Source organism: Parabacteroides faecis (genome assembly GCF_014647375.1).
In the GTDB taxonomy this organism is placed as follows: Bacteria; Bacteroidota; Bacteroidia; order Bacteroidales; family Tannerellaceae; genus Parabacteroides; species Parabacteroides faecis.
The window spans coordinates 1-18,929 of sequence record NZ_BMPB01000024.1; the positions used below are offsets into that span (position 1 = coordinate 1).

An 18,929-nucleotide genomic window follows, 5' to 3' on the forward strand; every position below is an offset into this window, starting at 1 on the left:
GATCCCCGACCGATGAGCTTGAAAGAAAAACAGCGCATGACACAGTTTATTTTACGCCCCCCGGTTTCGATATTCTATTTTTCAAAAACATCTACCATATCTGCCATATATCTTTATATGACTTATAAATCAATTAATATATGAGTGGTGGTAGATGTAAAAACACCTATCACTTTTTACTTGTATCTACCATCTTTTTGTGTTATTTTTGCTCCCATTCCTTAGGAAAGTCGTAGAAATGGGAAAAGTCTCTTCAGGAAGTGCCAGTTTTTCTGCCTGAAAAACTTTAGTTTTCCAAGTAGGAAACAAAAGTTTCGTAGGCAGGAAACTATTGTTTTGTCCCTACGAAACTTTTTGTTCGTGTCGTTTAACGATTTTAGTTGACCACTTGGTGTCTTATGTATAATACAGGTAGACTCGGTTTGTACTTAATACTACTCCAGGTTGACCCTTTTTATTCTTATAGATGAATTGGGTAGACTTTATTATTCGACAAAAATAATCAAGCTCCCAATTATCTCTAAAAGAATTATGAAAAAAACACCGCTGAGGTTTGCCATGCTTCTTTCCTTCGGGCTTGGTTTTATCCTGTCTGACTTATCGTATTCAGCTTTTTTATCGCCTTATCCCTGTAGCTCACCCATCTTTTATTGAGTTCCCCTTTGCGTCCGGCCGCTTGGTAAGGAGTCATACCACCGTCCAAACTCCAATGGGGCGTTCATGGTTATAGAACTTTATGGCAGTTTTACGGCAAACTTTACCTCCGATATCTTAAATACCATACCTCTAAGAAGCGTTCTTTATTGTATTGTTCACCCGTTCAGCAACGGCATTATCTTTCGGATTGCCGCCTTCTGTCATGCTGATAGATATCTTGCATTCTCCGTTGGCACATTGGTATATTGGCAAATTATTAATAAGATTATCCCTTATTATTTCTCGTTGTACATGAATAATACGTATATTTGTAGAGCTATTAACATAAAACACTTAATTATGAGAGAATTAGATCCTAAAGCTATGGCAGAGAATGAACGACAAGAGTTGCAAGACCGGTATATCCGCTTCGATTGGGCAGTGAAGCGCCTGTTGCGCCAGAAGGCCAACTTCGGTGTGCTCGAGGGTTTCCTTACCGTCATGCTGCGTGAAGAGGTCAAGATCCTTGAAATCCTCGAAAGCGAAGGCAACCGGGAGAGTGCCGATGACAAATTTAACCGTGTCGACATCAAGGCCAAGAACAGTAAAGGCGAGATCATCATCGTTGAAATACAGAACACCCGCGAAGTACATTATCTCGAACGCATCCTCTACGGTGTAGCCAAAGCCATTACCGAACATATCTCGCTGGGCGAAGGCTATCAGAATGTAAAGAAAGTCTACTCCATCAGCATCCTCTATTTCGACCTGGGTGTGGGGACGGATTATATCTACCACGGGCAAAACCATTTCACGGGAGTACATACCGGCGACCGCCTGCGAATTAACACCCGCGACCGTGATGCTGTGATCACCCGCCTGCCGGCGGAGATCTTCCCCGAATACATCTTGGTTCGCGTGAACGAGTTCGATAAAATAGCCATGACGCCGCTTGACGAATGGATCGAATATCTGAAAGACGGTACGATCCGCCCGGATACGACAGCTCCGGGTCTTCGTGAAGCCCGCGAGAAATTGAAATACTACTCCATGTCTGCGGTTGAACGACATGCCTACGATGAACATCTGAACGCGATCATGATCCAGAACGATGTGCTCGACACCGCCAAATGGGAAGGCCGGATCGAAGGGCTGGCCGAAGGGGAAGCTAAAGGAAAAACAGAAGGTCTTGCTGAGGGGAAAGCAGAAGGACTTGCTGAAGGGAAAGCGGAAGCTTTACGCCAAGCCGCAACCAATATGAAACGTATGGGGATGGCAGTTGCCAACATTGCCGGCTGTACGGGATTGTCGGCAGAGGAAATAGAGAAGTTATAGAAAAAGGTGAAACCTTTTTCAGTTGACAAGTGACAGTTGACAGGTAGGCTTCGCAGTCCAATAATGAGTCAATGTACCAATTTAGAAAAAAACCTTAGTTTTATGAAGGCGGTCCTCTTTCTGTCAGGATATGATAAACAGGTAGTAAGCCTGCAAAGTGGCAGTTGTGACAGATAAAATAAATCTGCGGTCGCTAATAGCTTTTTGCTCACTTCGATGGATAAGTTCCAGGTCACAATATCCGACATTTCAGAGATGAGCGTCATTCACTGAGACCAAACCTGAAGACTTCCATCTTATAGCCTGTCGTGCGCCACATCGTGTTTATCCCCCAAACAGAGGCATTTGTTGCGTAAATAGTGTTGTTTTGTTTATAATCCTCTTATTTCGGAAAATTATGACTGTTTTTCTTGTTGATTCGGAAAACCTCTTTACCCTTGCAACGATTCCGTAGTGGGCAGCGGCTCGCAATGAACAGTTTCAATTACATATTGTAAGCATTTTACGAAGATTATTCCTAACATAAAATCTAGCAAATTTTAAACACACCGGAGTAATGGACAGTAAATGCTTGCGCTGACTATGTATAAGTGTATCTACCATTTTATATGGGAGGATTATGTTATATAGTATAAGCGCAGGCACAGATAGCGGAAAGGCTGAAGGAGAACTGGGTAAATATCTGGGTGCCGGTATTTCTGCAGCTGCTAGTGGTTTGAGTAATTTCGAATTCCTTGCACAGGGTACAGCTGTAGTCAACCTGTCTACTCCTCAGTATCAGTTTGTTATTTCTGAAGTAAATACGGAAACAAACGAGATTACTTTCACAAACCGTGAAACAAAAGAAGGCTTTACATGCTTGTTGGATACAACAGCTACGGTCGGTGTATATAATGTAGTGAGTATAACAAAAACAGGAAATGCTGATCCTACAGCAGTTAAAGTGGCTAACCTGACTACTGTCGGTAAGTATGACTTTACTACTTCTATCAATATGACAGGTAAAAACAAAGCCCCGGCGGAATTACTGCCGGGGCTTTCGCTATTAATATATAAAGGAAAGTATCGTTCTATTCTCTTATTCACTCAGGATCGTAAGTTCTGCCCCTGTGGCAAAATCTTGTCCGTTTTGTGAGCTTAATGCTGTGAAACGGATATAACGTCCTTTTACCGGTTTGTCAAAGAGGACTTTCTTTTCATCCCGGTTATTGGCGAATATGCCTTTGCTAACAGGTTCCCCCCAGTTCTTGCCGTCCTGGCTTACCTGAATGGAATATTCTTTGATATTGCCATTGTTGCTGTCTTTGCGCGGCATATAGATAAAGCCTTTGAAAGCCTTCTCTTCACCGGCGTCCAGATCTACCCAGTGCGGATATTTGGCAACGGTAACAGAATACATACTGTGCCAGATCGTGTTCGGATCGCCGTCTACCAAATGCTTGGCATCCCCTTCACCCACTTCTTCACTGCTGGCATAAATCACTTCCGTCTGAATACTTTCCAGTTTGTTGAAAGTCTTCACCGACTTGATCTCCGGGTTATTCTTCAGCCAGGCTGTGATCGTTCCGCCTTCCCGCATAGGAATTGCTTCGGTATATTCTTTTGCTTTCTTGTCCTTATTGATTGTGTAACAGAAAACAGCCTCTTTGTCGATAGACGACAATTCAACCAACCCTGTACGGCTGCGGGTAATGGAGAAAGGAATGTCGCCGGCAGCCGATACCTGTGCCGCAGCCGACAAATCCGGTGAAGCCGGACGGATGATGAAACCGATATTGTTTTGTCCGGCAAACACACGGTCATGGATCAGCGGGCCACCCTGACCGCAACTGTTGCCTCCCAGACCTGTAACGGCCAGGTCGAGATGCAGATACGTATCACCGGCTTTCGGTAATTGATACGGATGTCCTGCCAATGTCAGGTCGAGTGCTGTGTATTGTAATGCCGAAGTAGAGAGACGGTCGGTTGCTACAAAGATGGCTCCCTTACCTGCCTTGTCGGTCAGTGCACACCAGCGTACATCTTCGTGATTACCCATATCCTGGGGTTTCGGGAAGTTTACGAACTGATCGGCTACAGTCGAACGGTATGTTTCGATGAACTGTCCGGCTTTGCGGTCGGCGTAGTTTTCAACGGGACCTCGTCCGTAATAGGTGTAGTTTTCGTAACGTTGAGGAACTCTCATCACATACCCCAGACGTGGCAGAACCAGACTCGGGTTGTTGGAAGTAATGCTTGCCTGCAATTCGATGGAGCCGTCGCGGTAGATCGTCCATACCTGGTCGGTAGTGAATTTGAAGTCGTCTTCGCCGAATACTTTGTCGGTCAGTTCTTCTACTTTATTTTTACCGCTCGATGTTCCGCCTAATATCTTGGCTGCATTAGGAGCTTGCGACTCAACAGTATAGAACAATGCGACAGCACCGTCTTTCCTCTTGATCATTTTGAAGGAAGTCGCTTTATGTTTCAGATTGTGCAGTCCGGCTTCAAACCAGCTTCCGTAGAACCAGTTGTCGTTGTTGGTGAAGGCACGGAAAGCATCCAGTTTCGGACCGTTACCGTCGGTGATAATGGTTTCGCCTCCATAGTTCAGGCTGTAGATCGTTCCTGTTTCATTGTCGAATTTGGCGACGAAGTTATCTCCTTTGATTGTGAGGCGATGGTCGGCCTGTATCTCGATAACCGGTTCTCCGGCAGAGGCATTCGCCACTTCGCTGATCGCGGGTTTACCTGTTGCTGCTTTTACCGGAAGTTGTTCTTCCGCCATTACGTAGCCTTTTGGAGCCCATGGTGTATTATCGTTCAACAGGAATTGGATTTTGACGAAATATTCGTTGTCGGCCTTCAATTTACTGTATGTATAAGGTACGGAAACCTGTACGCGGGTACGTGGTGCCACTTTGCCCGGATTCAGTGAACCGTTTTCCACTTCTTTGCCGTTTTCATAAAGCGACCATTTGACATCGTAGCCGGATAAGTCGTTGAAATAGTATTTGTTGAATATCTCGAAAAGACCTTTTTCCGTATTGACTTCCGATACACCGATATGCTGGTATACTTTCTTTACTTCATAATATTGCGGTTTCGGCTCCAGGTCGCCGAATACGATACCGTTCATTACGAACTGCCCGTCGTTCGGCGTATCGCCGAAGTCACCTCCGTAAGCCAGATAACGTTTGCCATCCGGAGTGTAGTTATAGAGAGACTGGTCTACCCAGTCCCAGATAGCGCCGCCGCAGAAGAAATTGGTCGATTCCATGGCATCCCAATAGTCGATCAGGTTACCGCAGGCATTTCCCATCGAATGGGCGTATTCAGAGATGTGGAACGGATATTTGATATCATAATCGCCTTTCACGGCACCGCGTACCCATGAGATGGAAGGGTACTGATTGGAGCCCATGTCTACGATATCATTATTTCGTTCATATTGGACGGGACGTGACAGGTCTACTTTCTTCAGTGCGTTGTAAGCTTCTACAAAATTCGGTCCCGGACCGGCTTCATTTCCTAATGACCAGATCACAATAGACGGGTTGTTGATATTGGCATGTACCATTTCCAATACACGGGCCACATGTGCATCCCTCCATTCTTTCGGATGAGACAGAGAGGCGGCACCATAATAGTATTCGTGCGATTCGATGTTTGCTTCATCTTCCAGGTAGAGCCCGTATTTATTACACAGATAATACCAGTACGGATCATCCGGATAATGGGAGTTGCGGACATGGTTGATATTGGCACGTTTCATCAGCATGACTTCATCTTCCATCATTTTACGGGTGATGGCGTGGCCTACTGCCGGATTGCTTTCGTGACGGTTGACACCTTTCAGTTTAACCGTTTTGCCGTTTACATAGTAGTAACGTCCTGCCAATCCGAATTCGTCTTCCGAAGCAGGCGTGTCTTTGATCTCTACTTTGCGGAAGCCGACAATCGTAGAGAAGGTTTCTATCGTACGGCCTTTTTTGTCTTTCAGTTCTCCGACCAATGTATAGCGGTATGGCTGTTCTGCAGACCATTTATTCGGGTTTTGTATTTTTAAAACAGCTTCGGTCCCGATTTCCTGTCCGGCTGCCAGTACAGGGACGGGAACGGATGCCGTTACATTTTCTACTTTTGTATTCTCATCGGAATATAGTTTGTTGGCGTATAGCGAGTAGGTCAGTGAATAATCTTTGGCTGCCTTTTTCCCCAGATTGCGGATATCGGCGCAGATGGTCAGCGAACCGTCTGTGTAAGTCGTATTCAGGTCGGGAGTAGCGACCAGGTCGCGGACATGCAGTTGAGGAACGGCAGTCAACGAAACATTGCGGTAAATACCCGGCAGGCGGAACATATCCTGTGCTTCCAGGAACGAACCGTCCGAACTGCGATAGACCTCGGCTGCCACTATATTCGTCCCTTTTACCAGGTGGGGAGTGATATTGAAGCTGGCCGTATTGCGTGAGTTTTTGGAGAAACCTACATAGTGGCCGTTTATCCAGAGATAGAAGAAAGAATCCACTCCGTCGAAGTTGATAAAGACTTCTTTTCCTTCCCAGTCTTTGGGAATAGTGAACTCGCGGCGATAGGAACCTACTTCGTTACGATGTTTGAAAGTCGTCCAGTTTTCGGGCGGCGTACGCATCACACCGCCGCGCCAGTCGTCGACTGCCACTTTATGCTGGAAGATAACGGGCTGGTTCACATAGATAGGTGTCCCGTATTTCTGTGTTCCGTCTTTCTGAAGACCGACGATATTCCAGCTCGACGGTACGGGGATATTATCCCAACCCGATACGTCGAAGTTCGTCTGGTAGAAATCTTTCGGACGTTCTTCGGGAGTCGGTACCCAGTTGAATTTCCAGTCTCCGTTCAGCGATTGCCAGTAAGTACTGTTTTCCGGTAGTACTTTCCGGGCGCTTTCCTGATCCTGGAAAGAGAAGAAATAGGCATGGGGTTGTTCTTTGTTCAGCGCAATGTTTTCGGGCGATTCCCATTCATTCCCTTTTGGCGCTTGTTCTGTGGCATACTGGTAGCCTTTCAATGGCTCTACTATCGCATGACTTTGTAGGGTAAAGCAGCATAGTAACAGGCATAATGTACTTTTTTGCATATTGAGTGTTTTTCTATAGTGAGAATACTGGTTCAAAAGTAGTACATTTATCGGAGAGGATAATGGCTTATTTACTATTTTTATGTACTTATCGGCTTTGAAGTGATTTGTTTGCATCTTTGATATAAACCGATTACATTTGTCATAAATAGAGTGGAGATGAAAAAGTTACTATGCTTTTTGCTGATGGTGCTGGCTGTTTTGCCATCTTTAGCGGCCCAACGGAAGAATGTTGGGGTTGTGCTTGGTGGCGGAGGAGCAAAAGGAGTAGCTCATATAGGCGTGTTGAAAGTGTTGGAGGAAGCTGGTATTCCGATCGATTACGTGGCGGGTACCAGTATGGGAGCTATTGTCGGAGGATTATATTCTATCGGATATACTCCGGCTGAAATAGATACAATGGTGTTGGAGCAGGATTGGACAATGCTGCTCAGCGACCGTATCAAACGGAATAGCCTGACTTTTCCGGAAAAAGAAAATTCCGAACGGTATATTCTATCCCTGCCTTTCGGAAAAGAAAAGAAAGACCGTGTCATCCAGGGAATGATCAAAGGGCAAAACCTGATGAATCTGTTTTCCAATCTGACAATCGGTTATCATGATTCCGTCGATTTCCAGAAGTTCAATATTCCTTTTGCCTGTGTCGCGGTGGATGCTGTCGACGGGAAGGATTATGTGTTTCGTAAAGGTAGCCTGCCGTTGGCAATGCGTGCCAGTATGGCGATACCGGCTGTGTTCGCTCCTGTCCGCCTGGATAGTATGGTCTTGATAGACGGCGGACTCAATGACAACTTTCCGGTTGATGTCGCCCGGCAGATGGGAGCCGATATCATTATCGGTGTGGATCTGGGAACCAGCGATTTGAAGAAGCTGGAAGCCCTGAATACGCCCGGTGATGTGGTAGGGCAGATCATCGCCCTGCATGGATATGAAAAATATGCGAAGAACAAGGAGCAGACAGATCTGTTACTCCGTCCGAATATGACATCTTATAATGCTGCCAGTTTCACTACGGTTGCGTTGGATACCCTGATCAGGCGTGGAGAACAGGAGGCTTATGCCCATTGGGACGAGATCATCGCATTGAAAGAGAAGATCGGGATAGCAGAAGATTTCCGTCCGGAAGAACACGGGCATTTCCGGAAGTCCTATCCGGCGTTGCCTACCGATAGCTTTTATATCCGTACTATCTCTTTTACCGGCACGGATCCGAGAGACGAGAAGTGGCTGATGAAGATCAGTGGCTTGCGTGAGAACAGCCGGATCACGTTGAAGGAACTTCACCATGCGATGTCTGTGCTGATCGGTTCCAATGCTTACTCCAATGTGAATTATATGTTGACGGGAGAGCAACAGCAGGATCTGGTACTGACGGCACAAAAGAAATCGGTTAGTTCCGTGAATCTTGGCCTGCGTTTCGATTCGGAAGAGATCATCGGTGTATTGGTGAATGCGACTTTCGATTACCGGGCACGTAACCATTCCAAGTTGGGATTTACCGGGCGTGTCGGGGGAAAAACCTCGTATGCCCGTCTGGATTATGCCATCGAAAGGAATCCGTTACGTAACCTGAACCTGGCTTACCAGTTCACTTATCAGGACCTGGATATTTACAGGAAAGGGCATAAAACGTTTAATACCAGTTACACCCATCATTTTGCCGAATTCGGCTATTCGGATATGAACTGGTTGAATTTCAAATTCAAACTGGGGTTACGTTATGAATATTACGATTATAATTCTTTCCTGTATACGGGGGATAACAACCAATTTGAAGTAAAGCCGGAGGGATTTATCAGTTATTTTGCGATGGCTCATCTGGAGACACTCGACCGGCGGTATTTTCCGACGAAAGGTGTTTCCCTGAAAGCCGATTATTCTGTATATACGGATAACTTTGTCAATTATAACGGACACGCTCCTTTCTCGGCTATCGGGTTGAATTTTACTTCCGTCATTCCTGTTACTGCTCATTTCAGCGTTCTCCCTTCTCTGTACGGACGTGTGCTGATCGGGGGAAATCTGGCGTATCCTTTTCTGAATGCGGTCGGCGGTGAGGCAGAGGGACGTTATGTTCCTCAGCAGTTGCCTTTTGCCGGGATCAACCGGATGGAGATATTCGATAATTCGGTTGTTGTAACCCGCTTGCATTTCCGGCAGCGGATTGCGGGGAATAACTATATTTCCCTGATCGGTAACTATGCGCTTCATCACAATGATTTTTTCCATCTGCTGAAAGGGAAAAGTGTATGGGGTGGAAGCTTGGGGTATGCTTATAATAGTATAGCTGGTCCGCTAAGCGCGAATTTCAGCATGTCGAATCAGAATACAAGCCTTCAGTTTTATCTGAATCTGGGGTTCACTTTCTGATTTTTGTTGTACATTTGTTAATCCGTTAATCAATCAAATACAGAGAAATACATGAAACTTACACGAATGATGGGAATGGCTGCCGCCCTTTCCTTATTGATGGCCGGTATGCAGGCTCAAATCAGTCTGCCGTCTGTTTTTGCCGACCATATGGTATTGCAGCAAAAGAGTGAAGTACCCGTATGGGGATGGGGAGATGCCAGTGCGACAGTGAAAGTGGTCGGTAGCTGGGCTCCGAAGGATACAGCGACGGCAACAGTCCGTTCGGACGGCAGTTGGGATACGACATTGAAGACGGCAGCAGCCGGAGGACCTTATACCCTGTCTGTTTTGGGAAATGGCAATTGTGAATTGAAAGATGTAATGTTAGGGGAAGTCTGGCTTTGCAGCGGACAATCCAATATGGAGTGGACTCCGATGGCTAACATAGATAATCGCGACGAAGAGATAGCTGCTGCCGATTATCCGAATATCCGTTTCTTCCATATCCCCAAGCGTGGAGCCGCCACTCCGCAGAATAATTGCGAAGCGTCGTGGGCCACCTGTACACCCGATGTGATGAAGAATACCAGTGCTGTGGCATACTTTTTCGGGCGCGATCTGCAAAAAGACCTGAATGTCCCCATCGGTTTGATCGTTTCGGCATGGGGAGGAACTCCGGCCGAAGTATGGACGCCGGAAGAACTGGTAATGGATAATCCCCGCTTACGTGATGCGATGCCGGATAAGACCTACCCGTGGTGGCCGGTCGAACCGGGTGTGTTATATAATCAGATGATCAATCCGGTTACTCCTTATGCCCTGGCCGGTGCTATCTGGTATCAGGGTGAGTCCAACCGCGACCATCCGGATTCTTATGGAATCCTGATGAAAACAATGATCGAGAGCTGGCGGAAAAGTTTTAAGAAAGACTTCCCTTTCTATCTGGTACAGATCGCTCCTTTTACCTATAATGCCGGAGATAACGGTGCTGCTTTGGTTCGTGAACATCAGGAATGGGTAGCACGTACGGTTCCGGGTTGCGGAATGGTGGCTATCTCCGACTGTGTAGCTGATCTGAAGAATATTCATCCGACAGACAAACAGAGTGTCGGACTTCGTCTGGCTAATCTGGCCTTAGGGAAAACATACGGGCGGCTTGAGTCCGGTTTTGAATCTCCGGTGTTCGAAGGGATGACAGTCAATAAAAATAAAGCCGTTATTTCTTTCCTTCATGCCGATAACGGGTTAATGTGTAAGGAGAAACAAATCGTTGGCTTCCGGATAGCTGGTGAAGACGGCGTCTTCGAGCCGGCAAAAGCTCAGATCAAAGAGAATACGGTTGTCGTTTCTTCTCCCAAAGTGAAAAATCCGGTTATGGTGCAATATTGTTTTGATGATGCAACTGTCGGCAACCTGTTCAATAAAGAGGGATTGCCGGTCGCACCTTTCCGGACGGACAGAAACTGGGATAATGAATAATATAATTCCTTATCTTTGCTGATAAAATAAACAGCTATTTATGAATGCAGAAATTATACAATTCCTGAAGGAATTAAGTGTGAACAACAACCGTGAGTGGTTTCAGGCTAATAAAGACCGCTACGATGTGTTGCATAAAGCCTTTCTCGACGAGGTCCAGCAGGTGATTAACCGAATCGCTTTGTTCGACCCGCAGGTAGCAGGACTGGAAGCAAAGGATTGCCAGTTCCGTATTTACCGGGATTTGCGCTTCTCGCCGGACAAAACTCCTTATAAAGTCCATTTTGCAGCTTATATGGCGCAAGGCGGACGTGCCAGTGAGCGGGGAGGATATTATATTCATCTCGAACCGGGTAACAGCATGTTGTCGGGTGGTGTCTGGTGCCCTCCTCCCAAACTGTTGAAAATGCTTCGCCAGGATATATATGATCATATCGACGAATTTGTAAGTATTATCGAAAAGCCATCATTTAAGGAAGCATATCCGGTGATGGAAGGTGAAGTATTGAAGCGTATGCCGGCAGGTTATCCTGCTGATTTTAAATATGATGAAATTCTGCGGCATAAGGATTTTTGCTTTGCCGCTAATAAGCCGGATGAATTCTTTATGCAGGATGACTGGATGGAGCAGACGATCGAGATTTTCCAGGAACTTCTCCCTTTCAACAATTTCCTGAATTATACGGTGGATGAGTTTTTAGGAAGAGCATAATATCATTATCCTATATCGGAGGGTATCAAAAGATGTAGTCTGGAGCGGGATGCGGAGACTTTATCTTTTGATACCTTTTGATTATCTGGTAGGTTAGTGTCTGTTTATTGTATAGCCCCCTGCACCTCGAAAACAACAGCATAAGGGGTAGGGCGTTTATCGGGTATATCGAACGTTAACCTCTCATTATCCTGTCTGAAGTGGATCTTTTCATGGCTGCCTAGCATTTTGACTGAACGTATCTTGCCGGGATGTTCCTGCGATGTAAGTCCCAACGAAGGCAGATCGATACTACCCGTGGCCGGGTTGAGCACGAAAATATACAAGTTCTTCCCGTGTGTAGTGAAGCGTACTTCATCATGTCCGTAAGGAGCGCTATTTGCTGTGCGTGCATTGAAATTTTCCTTTTGAGCCTCTTTCATAACGTTGTCCTTATCGGCATTCACTATATTCCTTTCTATTTCCCGTTTGCACGAATTGAGATTATCACCGTAAATTACCCATGGTTTGCTGGCATAGATCGCCTTGTTGTTGATATTGATCCATTTGCCTACATCGTCCAGTATCTCTTTATGGTCGGGAGCAATCGTTCCGTCACCTTTCAATTCGACATTCAGGAGCATGTTGCCGTTTTTGCTGATAATGTCGCTTGTCAGTTCTATAATGGAACGGGCATTATGCATCAGCGGATTATCTTCTTTGTAAAACCAGTGGGTGAAGGTAAATATTCCATCCCAGGGATAAGGCAGAATTTCTTCCGCCACACCTGCTTCTATATCCTTGACCAACATTGGTTCTTTATCGACTTTTGCAATTCCGACGGCATCGATTTTACCATTACGTTTCAGGCTGTTATTGAATAGCGTACGGAATACTTCTTTTCCGTAATTGCCATATGGAAATCCGTAACCGTCTACCCATAACAGGTCGACATTATATTTTGTGACAAGTTCCTGCTGGCGGAGCATATAGTTCTTTTTTACTTCTGCTTCGTATTCCGGAGTTCTTTTTTCCGGAGGAAGGCCATACAGTTGGGCTGGGTCGTAACCATCCCACCATTTTCCTTTTCCATCATCTTTAGTCATCCGGCCTTCGTAGGGAATGCCTTTATAAACACCCGATGTGTCAGCCCCGAATGCCGGTAACCACCAGCCCAGGAAACGGTCGTCGTGTGAACTGACTCCGAACGGTAGTTTATATTTGCGGGTCGACTTTTCGAAGAGACCTACAATGTCTTTGTGAGGCCCCATGTTTACTGAGTTCCAGGGATGGTAGGTAGACGCAAAGTTATCGAAATGATCGTGATGGTTGGCATGAACAACAATATATCTGGCACCGATCGATTTGAAATATCTGACAAGTTCATCGGTGTCCAGCCGTTCTGCTTTCCATTGATGGATAACTTCCGTGTATCCTTTCTGGGATTGTGGTCCGAAAGTTTTACGGTGATATTCGTATGCGTTTTTACCGAATTGCTGTGAACCCACATCTTGCATGAACATATGCCGTGCATACCATCCTCCACCCAGTAAAGGAACGGATTGCGGTCCGATTGTTGCCCAAATACCGAACCGGGCATCAGTGTACCATTGGGGGAATTGATATTGCTTTTGTAATTCTTCCCAGGATAAATCGTTGTTTTGTGCAGAGGCCTGCAATAAGCAAAAGATACAGGCCAGTAGATAGATCGTTCGTTTCATACTTACATATAGATTGTTCTTTATTATAGTAAGAACATAATTGTTGATGTTTTTATTCTTATTTCTTCTAGTGACATTTTATTTTCATGGAGATGTAAAGGGCTTATTTTGAAATAAATCCGTATACATTACCTGCAAAGTCTGATACAAACAAAGCATTTCCGCTCACTGCCACCGTCGCCAATACGGGAGCACCCATTGCATGCTTCCACAACAACTGACCGTCTTTACGGTTCAGGGCATATAATGCACCATCAGATGCTCCCACGTAAACAATATCTCCGCTCAAAACCGGACTTGCTTCTACCGGTGAGGCCGGATCTCCTAAGGTAGGGACAGTATAGATCATGGCCCGTCCTGTCCGGAAACGCCATTTCACTTCCAGAGTATTGCGGTCAACTGCCACTACTCCGTTTTCTGCCGTACCGAAAATAATTTCATCATTCGTTACCAACGGAGTGGAAAGGTTCTTCAACTCGAAATCGTATGTTTTTTGTATTAACCGCTTGCCAGTCTTTGCATCGACAATAAATAACGAACGGTTCGAGATGGAATATATCAGTCCTCCATGCATGGCTGCCGAACTACCGAATCCATAACCTCCTCTGCTCCACAGCTTCTGTCCCGAACGGGCATCGTTGGCATAGGCCGCTTCCCAGAAAGCCTGGCCGACCAGTATACCGTTATTCACAGAAAATGTGGAGGAAGTACCATGTCCGGTATCCCAGTCTTTGTTCTGCCAAATCAACTCACCTGTTTTTGCCTGGAATGCACATAACGAACGACCCGTTCCGGCATAGACTACGCCATCGGACGTTACCAGTCCATTATCCAGCGGTACTTGCTTGTCCATCTCCAGATCTTTTTCCCATACCAGTTTTCCGGTTGCTGCATCCACAGCATACAGCCATCCGTTTATATCTTGTGCGAAAATGCAACCATCTTCTGCAGCAATGCTGCTGCGAACTGAATGTCTCAAAGGATACTGCCAGCGGATCTGTCCCGTTTGTGCATCCATACAAGTTACGGAAGCCTTACCAAGACCGTTGTCATCAAGTGAAGCTGCATATATGGCTCCTTTATAGATGAGTGGTGATGAGAAATAGATGTTGGCACCTATATTTTGCACCCAGGCTAATTGTAAAGGCAATTGTAAAGTATCTTTTAATTCTGGGACATGTGCGGCGTTTTGGAGCAGGTTTGTCCAATCCTTATTCACTTTTACCTGTGTATTTGTAGCATTTCGATAACAGAAGGAAGCGCTTTCTTGGGACACCTCCCCATTGGCAAAGGTTGCAGTCACTTTCACGGTCACAATTTGATTATCCAGTGAAGATGGAAGTGCTATATTATCACTCCAGTTAAAGTCGGAGTTTTGTTTTAACGGATGGTCTGATAAGTATTTTTTTCCCCGGCTAAAACAGCTATAAGAAACTTTCCGTACCGGAGATACTGATGAATAAGTATTGACAGACAAGGGAACCGTTCCGTCAGAGAGAGTTGCAGCCATTCCATTGTCAATAGAAGAAATGGTAACGGACTTGTCAATATACGGATAACGAATTTCAGAAGAGAGTTGTCCTTGCGGTCCTGTAGTCAACACACGGAATGAAGATGGAGAATGGTCGTAAGAACCACGTACATGTCCCGGTGAACAAATCATCAGTACGTCTGAACCGTCATAATGGTACATCCGGTCATGATGCCAATGTCCATAGATCCATGCTTTCAAATTATATTCAGTTAAATCAATAAATCCGGTTTCATTACTACCGAACCTGAAATGTCCGTCTCCGCTCATCACACTATGATTAAATGAAATTATCGGTTTGCCGGCCGGTACATACTTCAAATCGTTCTTCAACCACTGGCCGATACGTTCCTGCGTAAAATCAGGCTTACCGTCTCCCCCCGGCATTGGAGTGACAATGTAATGAATATTACCTACTTCAAACGAATAATATGCCGGTCCGAAATGATTCTCAAAAGATTCCTCGCCATACTTTCCACTGCCCAGGTCGTGATTTCCTATGCAATAAAAGACTTGTGACGCAGGCATATTTTCATTGTTCAAAAAGTACTTGTAAGAGGCAAATCCTTCACGTGCGACATCACCGGTATGAATAAGAAAGGCGATATCCTCATTTTCTACATAATCGCGCAAATCCTTAGAACTGGCAGCATATCCGTCGAGGGCTGTAAGGTAAGAATCATACATATGGGTATCAGAAATATGGATAAAGCGGTGGGTTCCATCGGATTTTATACTTTTCGGATTGGCAGGCTGAAGCTCAAAATCGTAGCTGTTCATATCATCTGCGATACGTTGATAATAAGCATCCGTGCGATATCCAGCCGGCAATGTAATATAAACAAAACGAGCATGGGCATGGCCGGACAACTCGAATTTCCCGTCTTTATCGGTCTGCACCACATTCAGTCCATCGGAGACAGATACGCCAGGAAGCACTTTCTCTCCCCGGTCATAGCGATGGTTTCCATTATTATCGACAAAAACATGTCCGGTATATTGCGCAGCTACACTGTATATATTGCAAGTCATAACAATAGCAAAAACACAGATGTTTCTTAATTTTTCTTTCATGAGAATTTTATGTTTTATAACTGATGTCTGTCTGTTAAGAGAAACTTAAAGTTTCAGAAGTTTTTTCATAATGTGAAATGAAGCAGTATTGTCTTTAAAACCCGAGAATAATTCAGCTCCCGATCCGTAAGAGAAAAATGGAACCGGAGAGGCGGAATGTCCTCCGGTATTATATTTTACGGTGATTTCTTTTTTCTCATAATCACCGTTTGCAATTGTGACTCCTCCTGTTTCATGATCTGCTGTGATTAATACCAGGGTATCTCCATCCCGTTCTGCAAAGTCGAGAGCTATACCTACTGCATGATCGAAATCAAGCATTTCATTTACCATCCATTCTTTATCATTGTTATGCCCTGCCCAGTCTATCTGTGAACCTTCTACCATGAGGATAAATCCTTTTTTATTCTTACTCAGCAGATCGAGAGCCATTTGAGTCGCATCCGGAAGAAAATTGGCAGGACGTTCTTTTACCGGTTTTAAGCCGTCCTCAGCCATCAGTACTCCTAATTTACCATTTTCAACCGGTTGTACATCCTCCAGTGTATAGGCCATTTTATAACCTTTATCGGTGAGTTCCTTCGAGATGTTACGTCCGTCTTTTCTTTTCTCGAAGAATTTTAGCCCTCCTCCTATGAACAGGGAGATGTCACTATTCAGGAAGTCTTCTGCGATCTCCTCCTGCATCGACCGGACGGGCTGATGAGCCACGAATGAGGCGGGTGTCGCATCGGTTATGGAACTGGTGGAAATTACTCCGGTTGACATACCTTTTAAGGTTGCCAGTCTAATAATGGAGTTCATAGGGATACTGTCAGCCGACATACCTACCATTCCATTATTTGTTTTTTCGCCACAAGCGATAGCTGTTCCTCCTGCTGCGGAATCTGTAGTATATTTATTGGCTGAGTTTGTTTGCCTCAATCCGCTGAATGGACAGCGGTTAGTCATGTTCAGATATCCTCCGTTTTGAGTATAAGCGGCCTGTACCTGATTGATACCCATTCCATCTCCGATCAGGATGATAATATTTTTAGGTGAACGTGCAATCACCGCTGATGAAAAGAGCAGGAATAGAATAAGAAATAAAGAAATTTTGTTTTTCATGTTTATCTGATTTTTATTACGCTTCAATGTACATTACAAAAAGAAGGAGGAAATACCCAGAGTGTATTGTATGTATGCCTTTGGGCATTCCTCCTTCAAGAGTGGATTTTAGTCCCAGCCCGGGTTTTGCTCCAGATTAGGATTGAGCGATAACTGTTCGGTCGGTAACGGTTTCAAATATAGTTTATCATCCCAACGATATCCTACGCCGTCTGTCATGGTTTGATACAATTTTACATAGCGTTTGCCATTATAAACGGCTGTGGCTACATTCCCTCCGTCTATATCGAACATATGAGGGGAAGCAGAAGAACCATATACTGCATCATATTGCTTTCTGACTTCCTCCGATACTGTTATTCCATAGATGGAAAGAGGCGTTTCACACAATTTTCCGGCACGCCAGCGACATATATCACTCCATCTGAATCCTTCAGCATATAGTTCAACAAGTCTTTCTCTGCGAATTTCATATAATAGATCTGACAGGCTGTAACCATAATCCATCTTATACTGAGCAGGCGTTGGAGTTATATTGTTCATATCGAGCGGAGCTACTCCGGCTCTGTTTCTGAGTTTGTTTATAGTGATATCTATGTCTTCCTGTGTAATTTTACCTAATTCGGCTTGCGCTTCGGCATAGATTAACAAAACTTCCGCATATCGATACAGGAACCATTGTACATGGGCATTGTAAGCCAGTGTGTATTGTTCCGGATCTGGACTATGAAATTTCATTATGTTGAATCCTGTCGGTAAATTAGATGCTATAACAGGCGGGTTATTAGGAAGTGTAACGGTTCCGTCTGCATATTTATAAGGCAGGTATTCGCATTGTATCGTTTGATATAACCGACGGTCCCTATTCGCTATTTCTTGTGTCAGCGTGTTGTCACCCTGATAACTGTCGGAAACTCCGATCGGTTTTCCGTCTGTACATAAATACTGGTTTATCATCATTTTACTCATGCCGGATTTCTGACTTTCTTCCATATCACGTGACAAGGAGTTGACAACCAGTCCGGGAGCGTAAACACGTGCCAGTACACATTCTTTACTTGCTGATATATCTTCTGTTTGTGAAAACAGAGCTGCATAATCCAACGGATGAGCTTCGTCTACTTGCGGTGCATAAAATTTCATGGAGACAATGTCATAGCCACCATTTTCTATGATATATTTTGCAGCATCCGAGGCTTTTTGCAGAAGAGTAGTAGCCCGGCTATTCAAAGCCTTCTGATCACTTGTGTACTTTTCTAATGTACCTTCATGCAGGCATACTCTGGCCAGCTCCTGGTATGCAACATACTTATGTAGGCGTCCTGTTGCAACTTTGGAAGGTTCAGGAATGGTTTGACAAGCAAACTCAAGGTCGGCGATGATACTGTCTACAACCAGTGCACGTGGGTCGCGCTTTTTATAGATTAAAGATGTATCGCTCAATTGCATCTCTTTGTTGTACCATGGAACATCTCCAAAGCGTTTAACTTTACTGAAATAATCCAGTGCTCTGAAGAAACGTATCTCACCTACATATTGGTTGATAGTCGCCTCGTCTCCGGTTACTTTTTGATAGTTTGCCAGAAAATGGTTGAGACCTCGTATATTTTCCCATTTCCACCCATCATCTTTCTGAGGAACTACTGAATTGCCTGCCAGATAATCACTGATGGAGACTGTCGCTCTTATGTCTGTATCTTCATCCAGATGAGAACCTACTCCTCCTAAGGTTTCATAGAAACCATTGGCATATAGTTCCAGGTTTTTTGTTGAACTCCAAAAGTTTTCATCAGTAAAACTATCTGAGGGGTATTTATCTGTCACATCACAGGAGGGGAGGCTTGTTAACAGCACTGCGAAACCTGTTATTATATGTTTTGTATTCATATTCTTATTTTAATT

General features: G+C 44.8%; 10 protein-coding genes. 5 read left to right on the forward strand and 5 right to left on the reverse strand.

Annotation, left to right across the window (positions count from 1 at the left end):
* The first annotated feature begins 996 nt into the window (after positions 1–996).
* Both IEY67_RS24860 and IEY67_RS24865 read left to right on the forward strand, forming a co-directional pair.
* Entirely contained in the window at positions 997–1,971 is a 975-nt protein-coding gene (locus tag IEY67_RS24860) for an Rpn family recombination-promoting nuclease/putative transposase (RefSeq protein WP_183671335.1), read from the forward strand.
* 619 nt (positions 1,972–2,590) lie between these two features.
* Positions 2,591–3,106, forward strand: coding sequence for a hypothetical protein (locus tag IEY67_RS24865; protein WP_122375158.1), 516 nt, complete (start codon positions 2,591–2,593; stop codon positions 3,104–3,106).
* Here IEY67_RS24865 and IEY67_RS24870 read toward each other — a convergent pair.
* Positions 3,050–7,072, reverse strand: a complete 4,023-nt coding sequence (locus IEY67_RS24870) for a glycoside hydrolase family 2 TIM barrel-domain containing protein (RefSeq protein ID WP_183671334.1) — start codon at positions 7,070–7,072, stop codon at positions 3,050–3,052. The genes IEY67_RS24865 and IEY67_RS24870 overlap by 57 nt on opposite strands.
* Positions 7,073–7,231: 159 nt before the next feature.
* On the opposite strand from IEY67_RS24870, the gene IEY67_RS24875 reads away from it, so the two are divergent.
* The 3 genes from IEY67_RS24875 to IEY67_RS24885 are packed head-to-tail and all read left to right on the forward strand — an operon-like array spanning position 7,232 to position 11,615.
* Positions 7,232–9,442 carry a patatin-like phospholipase family protein gene (locus IEY67_RS24875; RefSeq protein ID WP_183671333.1) on the forward strand — a complete coding sequence of 737 codons (2,211 nt, stop codon included), beginning with the start codon at positions 7,232–7,234 and terminating at the stop codon, positions 9,440–9,442.
* A 51-nt stretch (positions 9,443–9,493) separates the two neighbouring features.
* On the forward strand, positions 9,494–10,903 hold the full coding sequence (locus IEY67_RS24880) for a sialate O-acetylesterase (RefSeq protein WP_183671332.1): 1,410 nt from the start codon (positions 9,494–9,496) through the stop codon (positions 10,901–10,903).
* Positions 10,904–10,943: 40 nt separating this feature from the next.
* On the forward strand, positions 10,944–11,615 hold the full coding sequence (locus IEY67_RS24885) for a DUF2461 domain-containing protein (RefSeq protein ID WP_183671331.1): 672 nt from the start codon (positions 10,944–10,946) through the stop codon (positions 11,613–11,615).
* A gap of 104 nt (positions 11,616–11,719) precedes the next feature.
* Here IEY67_RS24885 and IEY67_RS24890 read toward each other — a convergent pair whose 3' ends face one another.
* From IEY67_RS24890 to IEY67_RS24905, 4 genes are all read right to left on the reverse strand, one after another.
* Positions 11,720–13,315, reverse strand: coding sequence for an alpha-L-fucosidase (locus IEY67_RS24890; protein WP_183671330.1), 1,596 nt, complete (start codon positions 13,313–13,315; stop codon positions 11,720–11,722).
* A gap of 103 nt (positions 13,316–13,418) precedes the next feature.
* Complete coding sequence (locus tag IEY67_RS24895) at positions 13,419–15,920, reverse strand: outer membrane protein assembly factor BamB family protein (protein WP_229801201.1); 2,502 nt, start codon at positions 15,918–15,920, stop codon at positions 13,419–13,421.
* A gap of 45 nt (positions 15,921–15,965) precedes the next feature.
* Positions 15,966–17,027, reverse strand: a complete 1,062-nt coding sequence (locus tag IEY67_RS24900) for an alkaline phosphatase (RefSeq protein WP_183671329.1) — start codon at positions 17,025–17,027, stop codon at positions 15,966–15,968.
* Positions 17,028–17,135: 108 nt separating this feature from the next.
* Complete coding sequence (locus IEY67_RS24905; protein WP_122375152.1) at positions 17,136–18,914, reverse strand: RagB/SusD family nutrient uptake outer membrane protein; 1,779 nt, start codon at positions 18,912–18,914, stop codon at positions 17,136–17,138.
* Between the last annotated feature and the right edge of the window lie 15 nt (positions 18,915–18,929).

Coding starts and splice junctions, on each gene's coding strand:
- IEY67_RS24860 (WP_183671335.1), top strand. CDS start 997: ATGAGAGAATTAGATCCTAAAGCTATGGCAGAGAATGAACGACAAGAG.
- IEY67_RS24865 (WP_122375158.1), top strand. CDS start 2,591: ATGTTATATAGTATAAGCGCAGGCACAGATAGCGGAAAGGCTGAAGGA.
- IEY67_RS24870 (WP_183671334.1), bottom strand. CDS start 7,072: ATGCAAAAAAGTACATTATGCCTGTTACTATGCTGCTTTACCCTACAA.
- IEY67_RS24875 (WP_183671333.1), top strand. CDS start 7,232: ATGAAAAAGTTACTATGCTTTTTGCTGATGGTGCTGGCTGTTTTGCCA.
- IEY67_RS24880 (WP_183671332.1), top strand. CDS start 9,494: ATGAAACTTACACGAATGATGGGAATGGCTGCCGCCCTTTCCTTATTG.
- IEY67_RS24885 (WP_183671331.1), top strand. CDS start 10,944: ATGAATGCAGAAATTATACAATTCCTGAAGGAATTAAGTGTGAACAAC.
- IEY67_RS24890 (WP_183671330.1), bottom strand. CDS start 13,315: ATGAAACGAACGATCTATCTACTGGCCTGTATCTTTTGCTTATTGCAG.
- IEY67_RS24895 (WP_229801201.1), bottom strand. CDS start 15,920: ATGAAAGAAAAATTAAGAAACATCTGTGTTTTTGCTATTGTTATGACT.
- IEY67_RS24900 (WP_183671329.1), bottom strand. CDS start 17,027: ATGAAAAACAAAATTTCTTTATTTCTTATTCTATTCCTGCTCTTTTCA.
- IEY67_RS24905 (WP_122375152.1), bottom strand. CDS start 18,914: ATGAATACAAAACATATAATAACAGGTTTCGCAGTGCTGTTAACAAGC.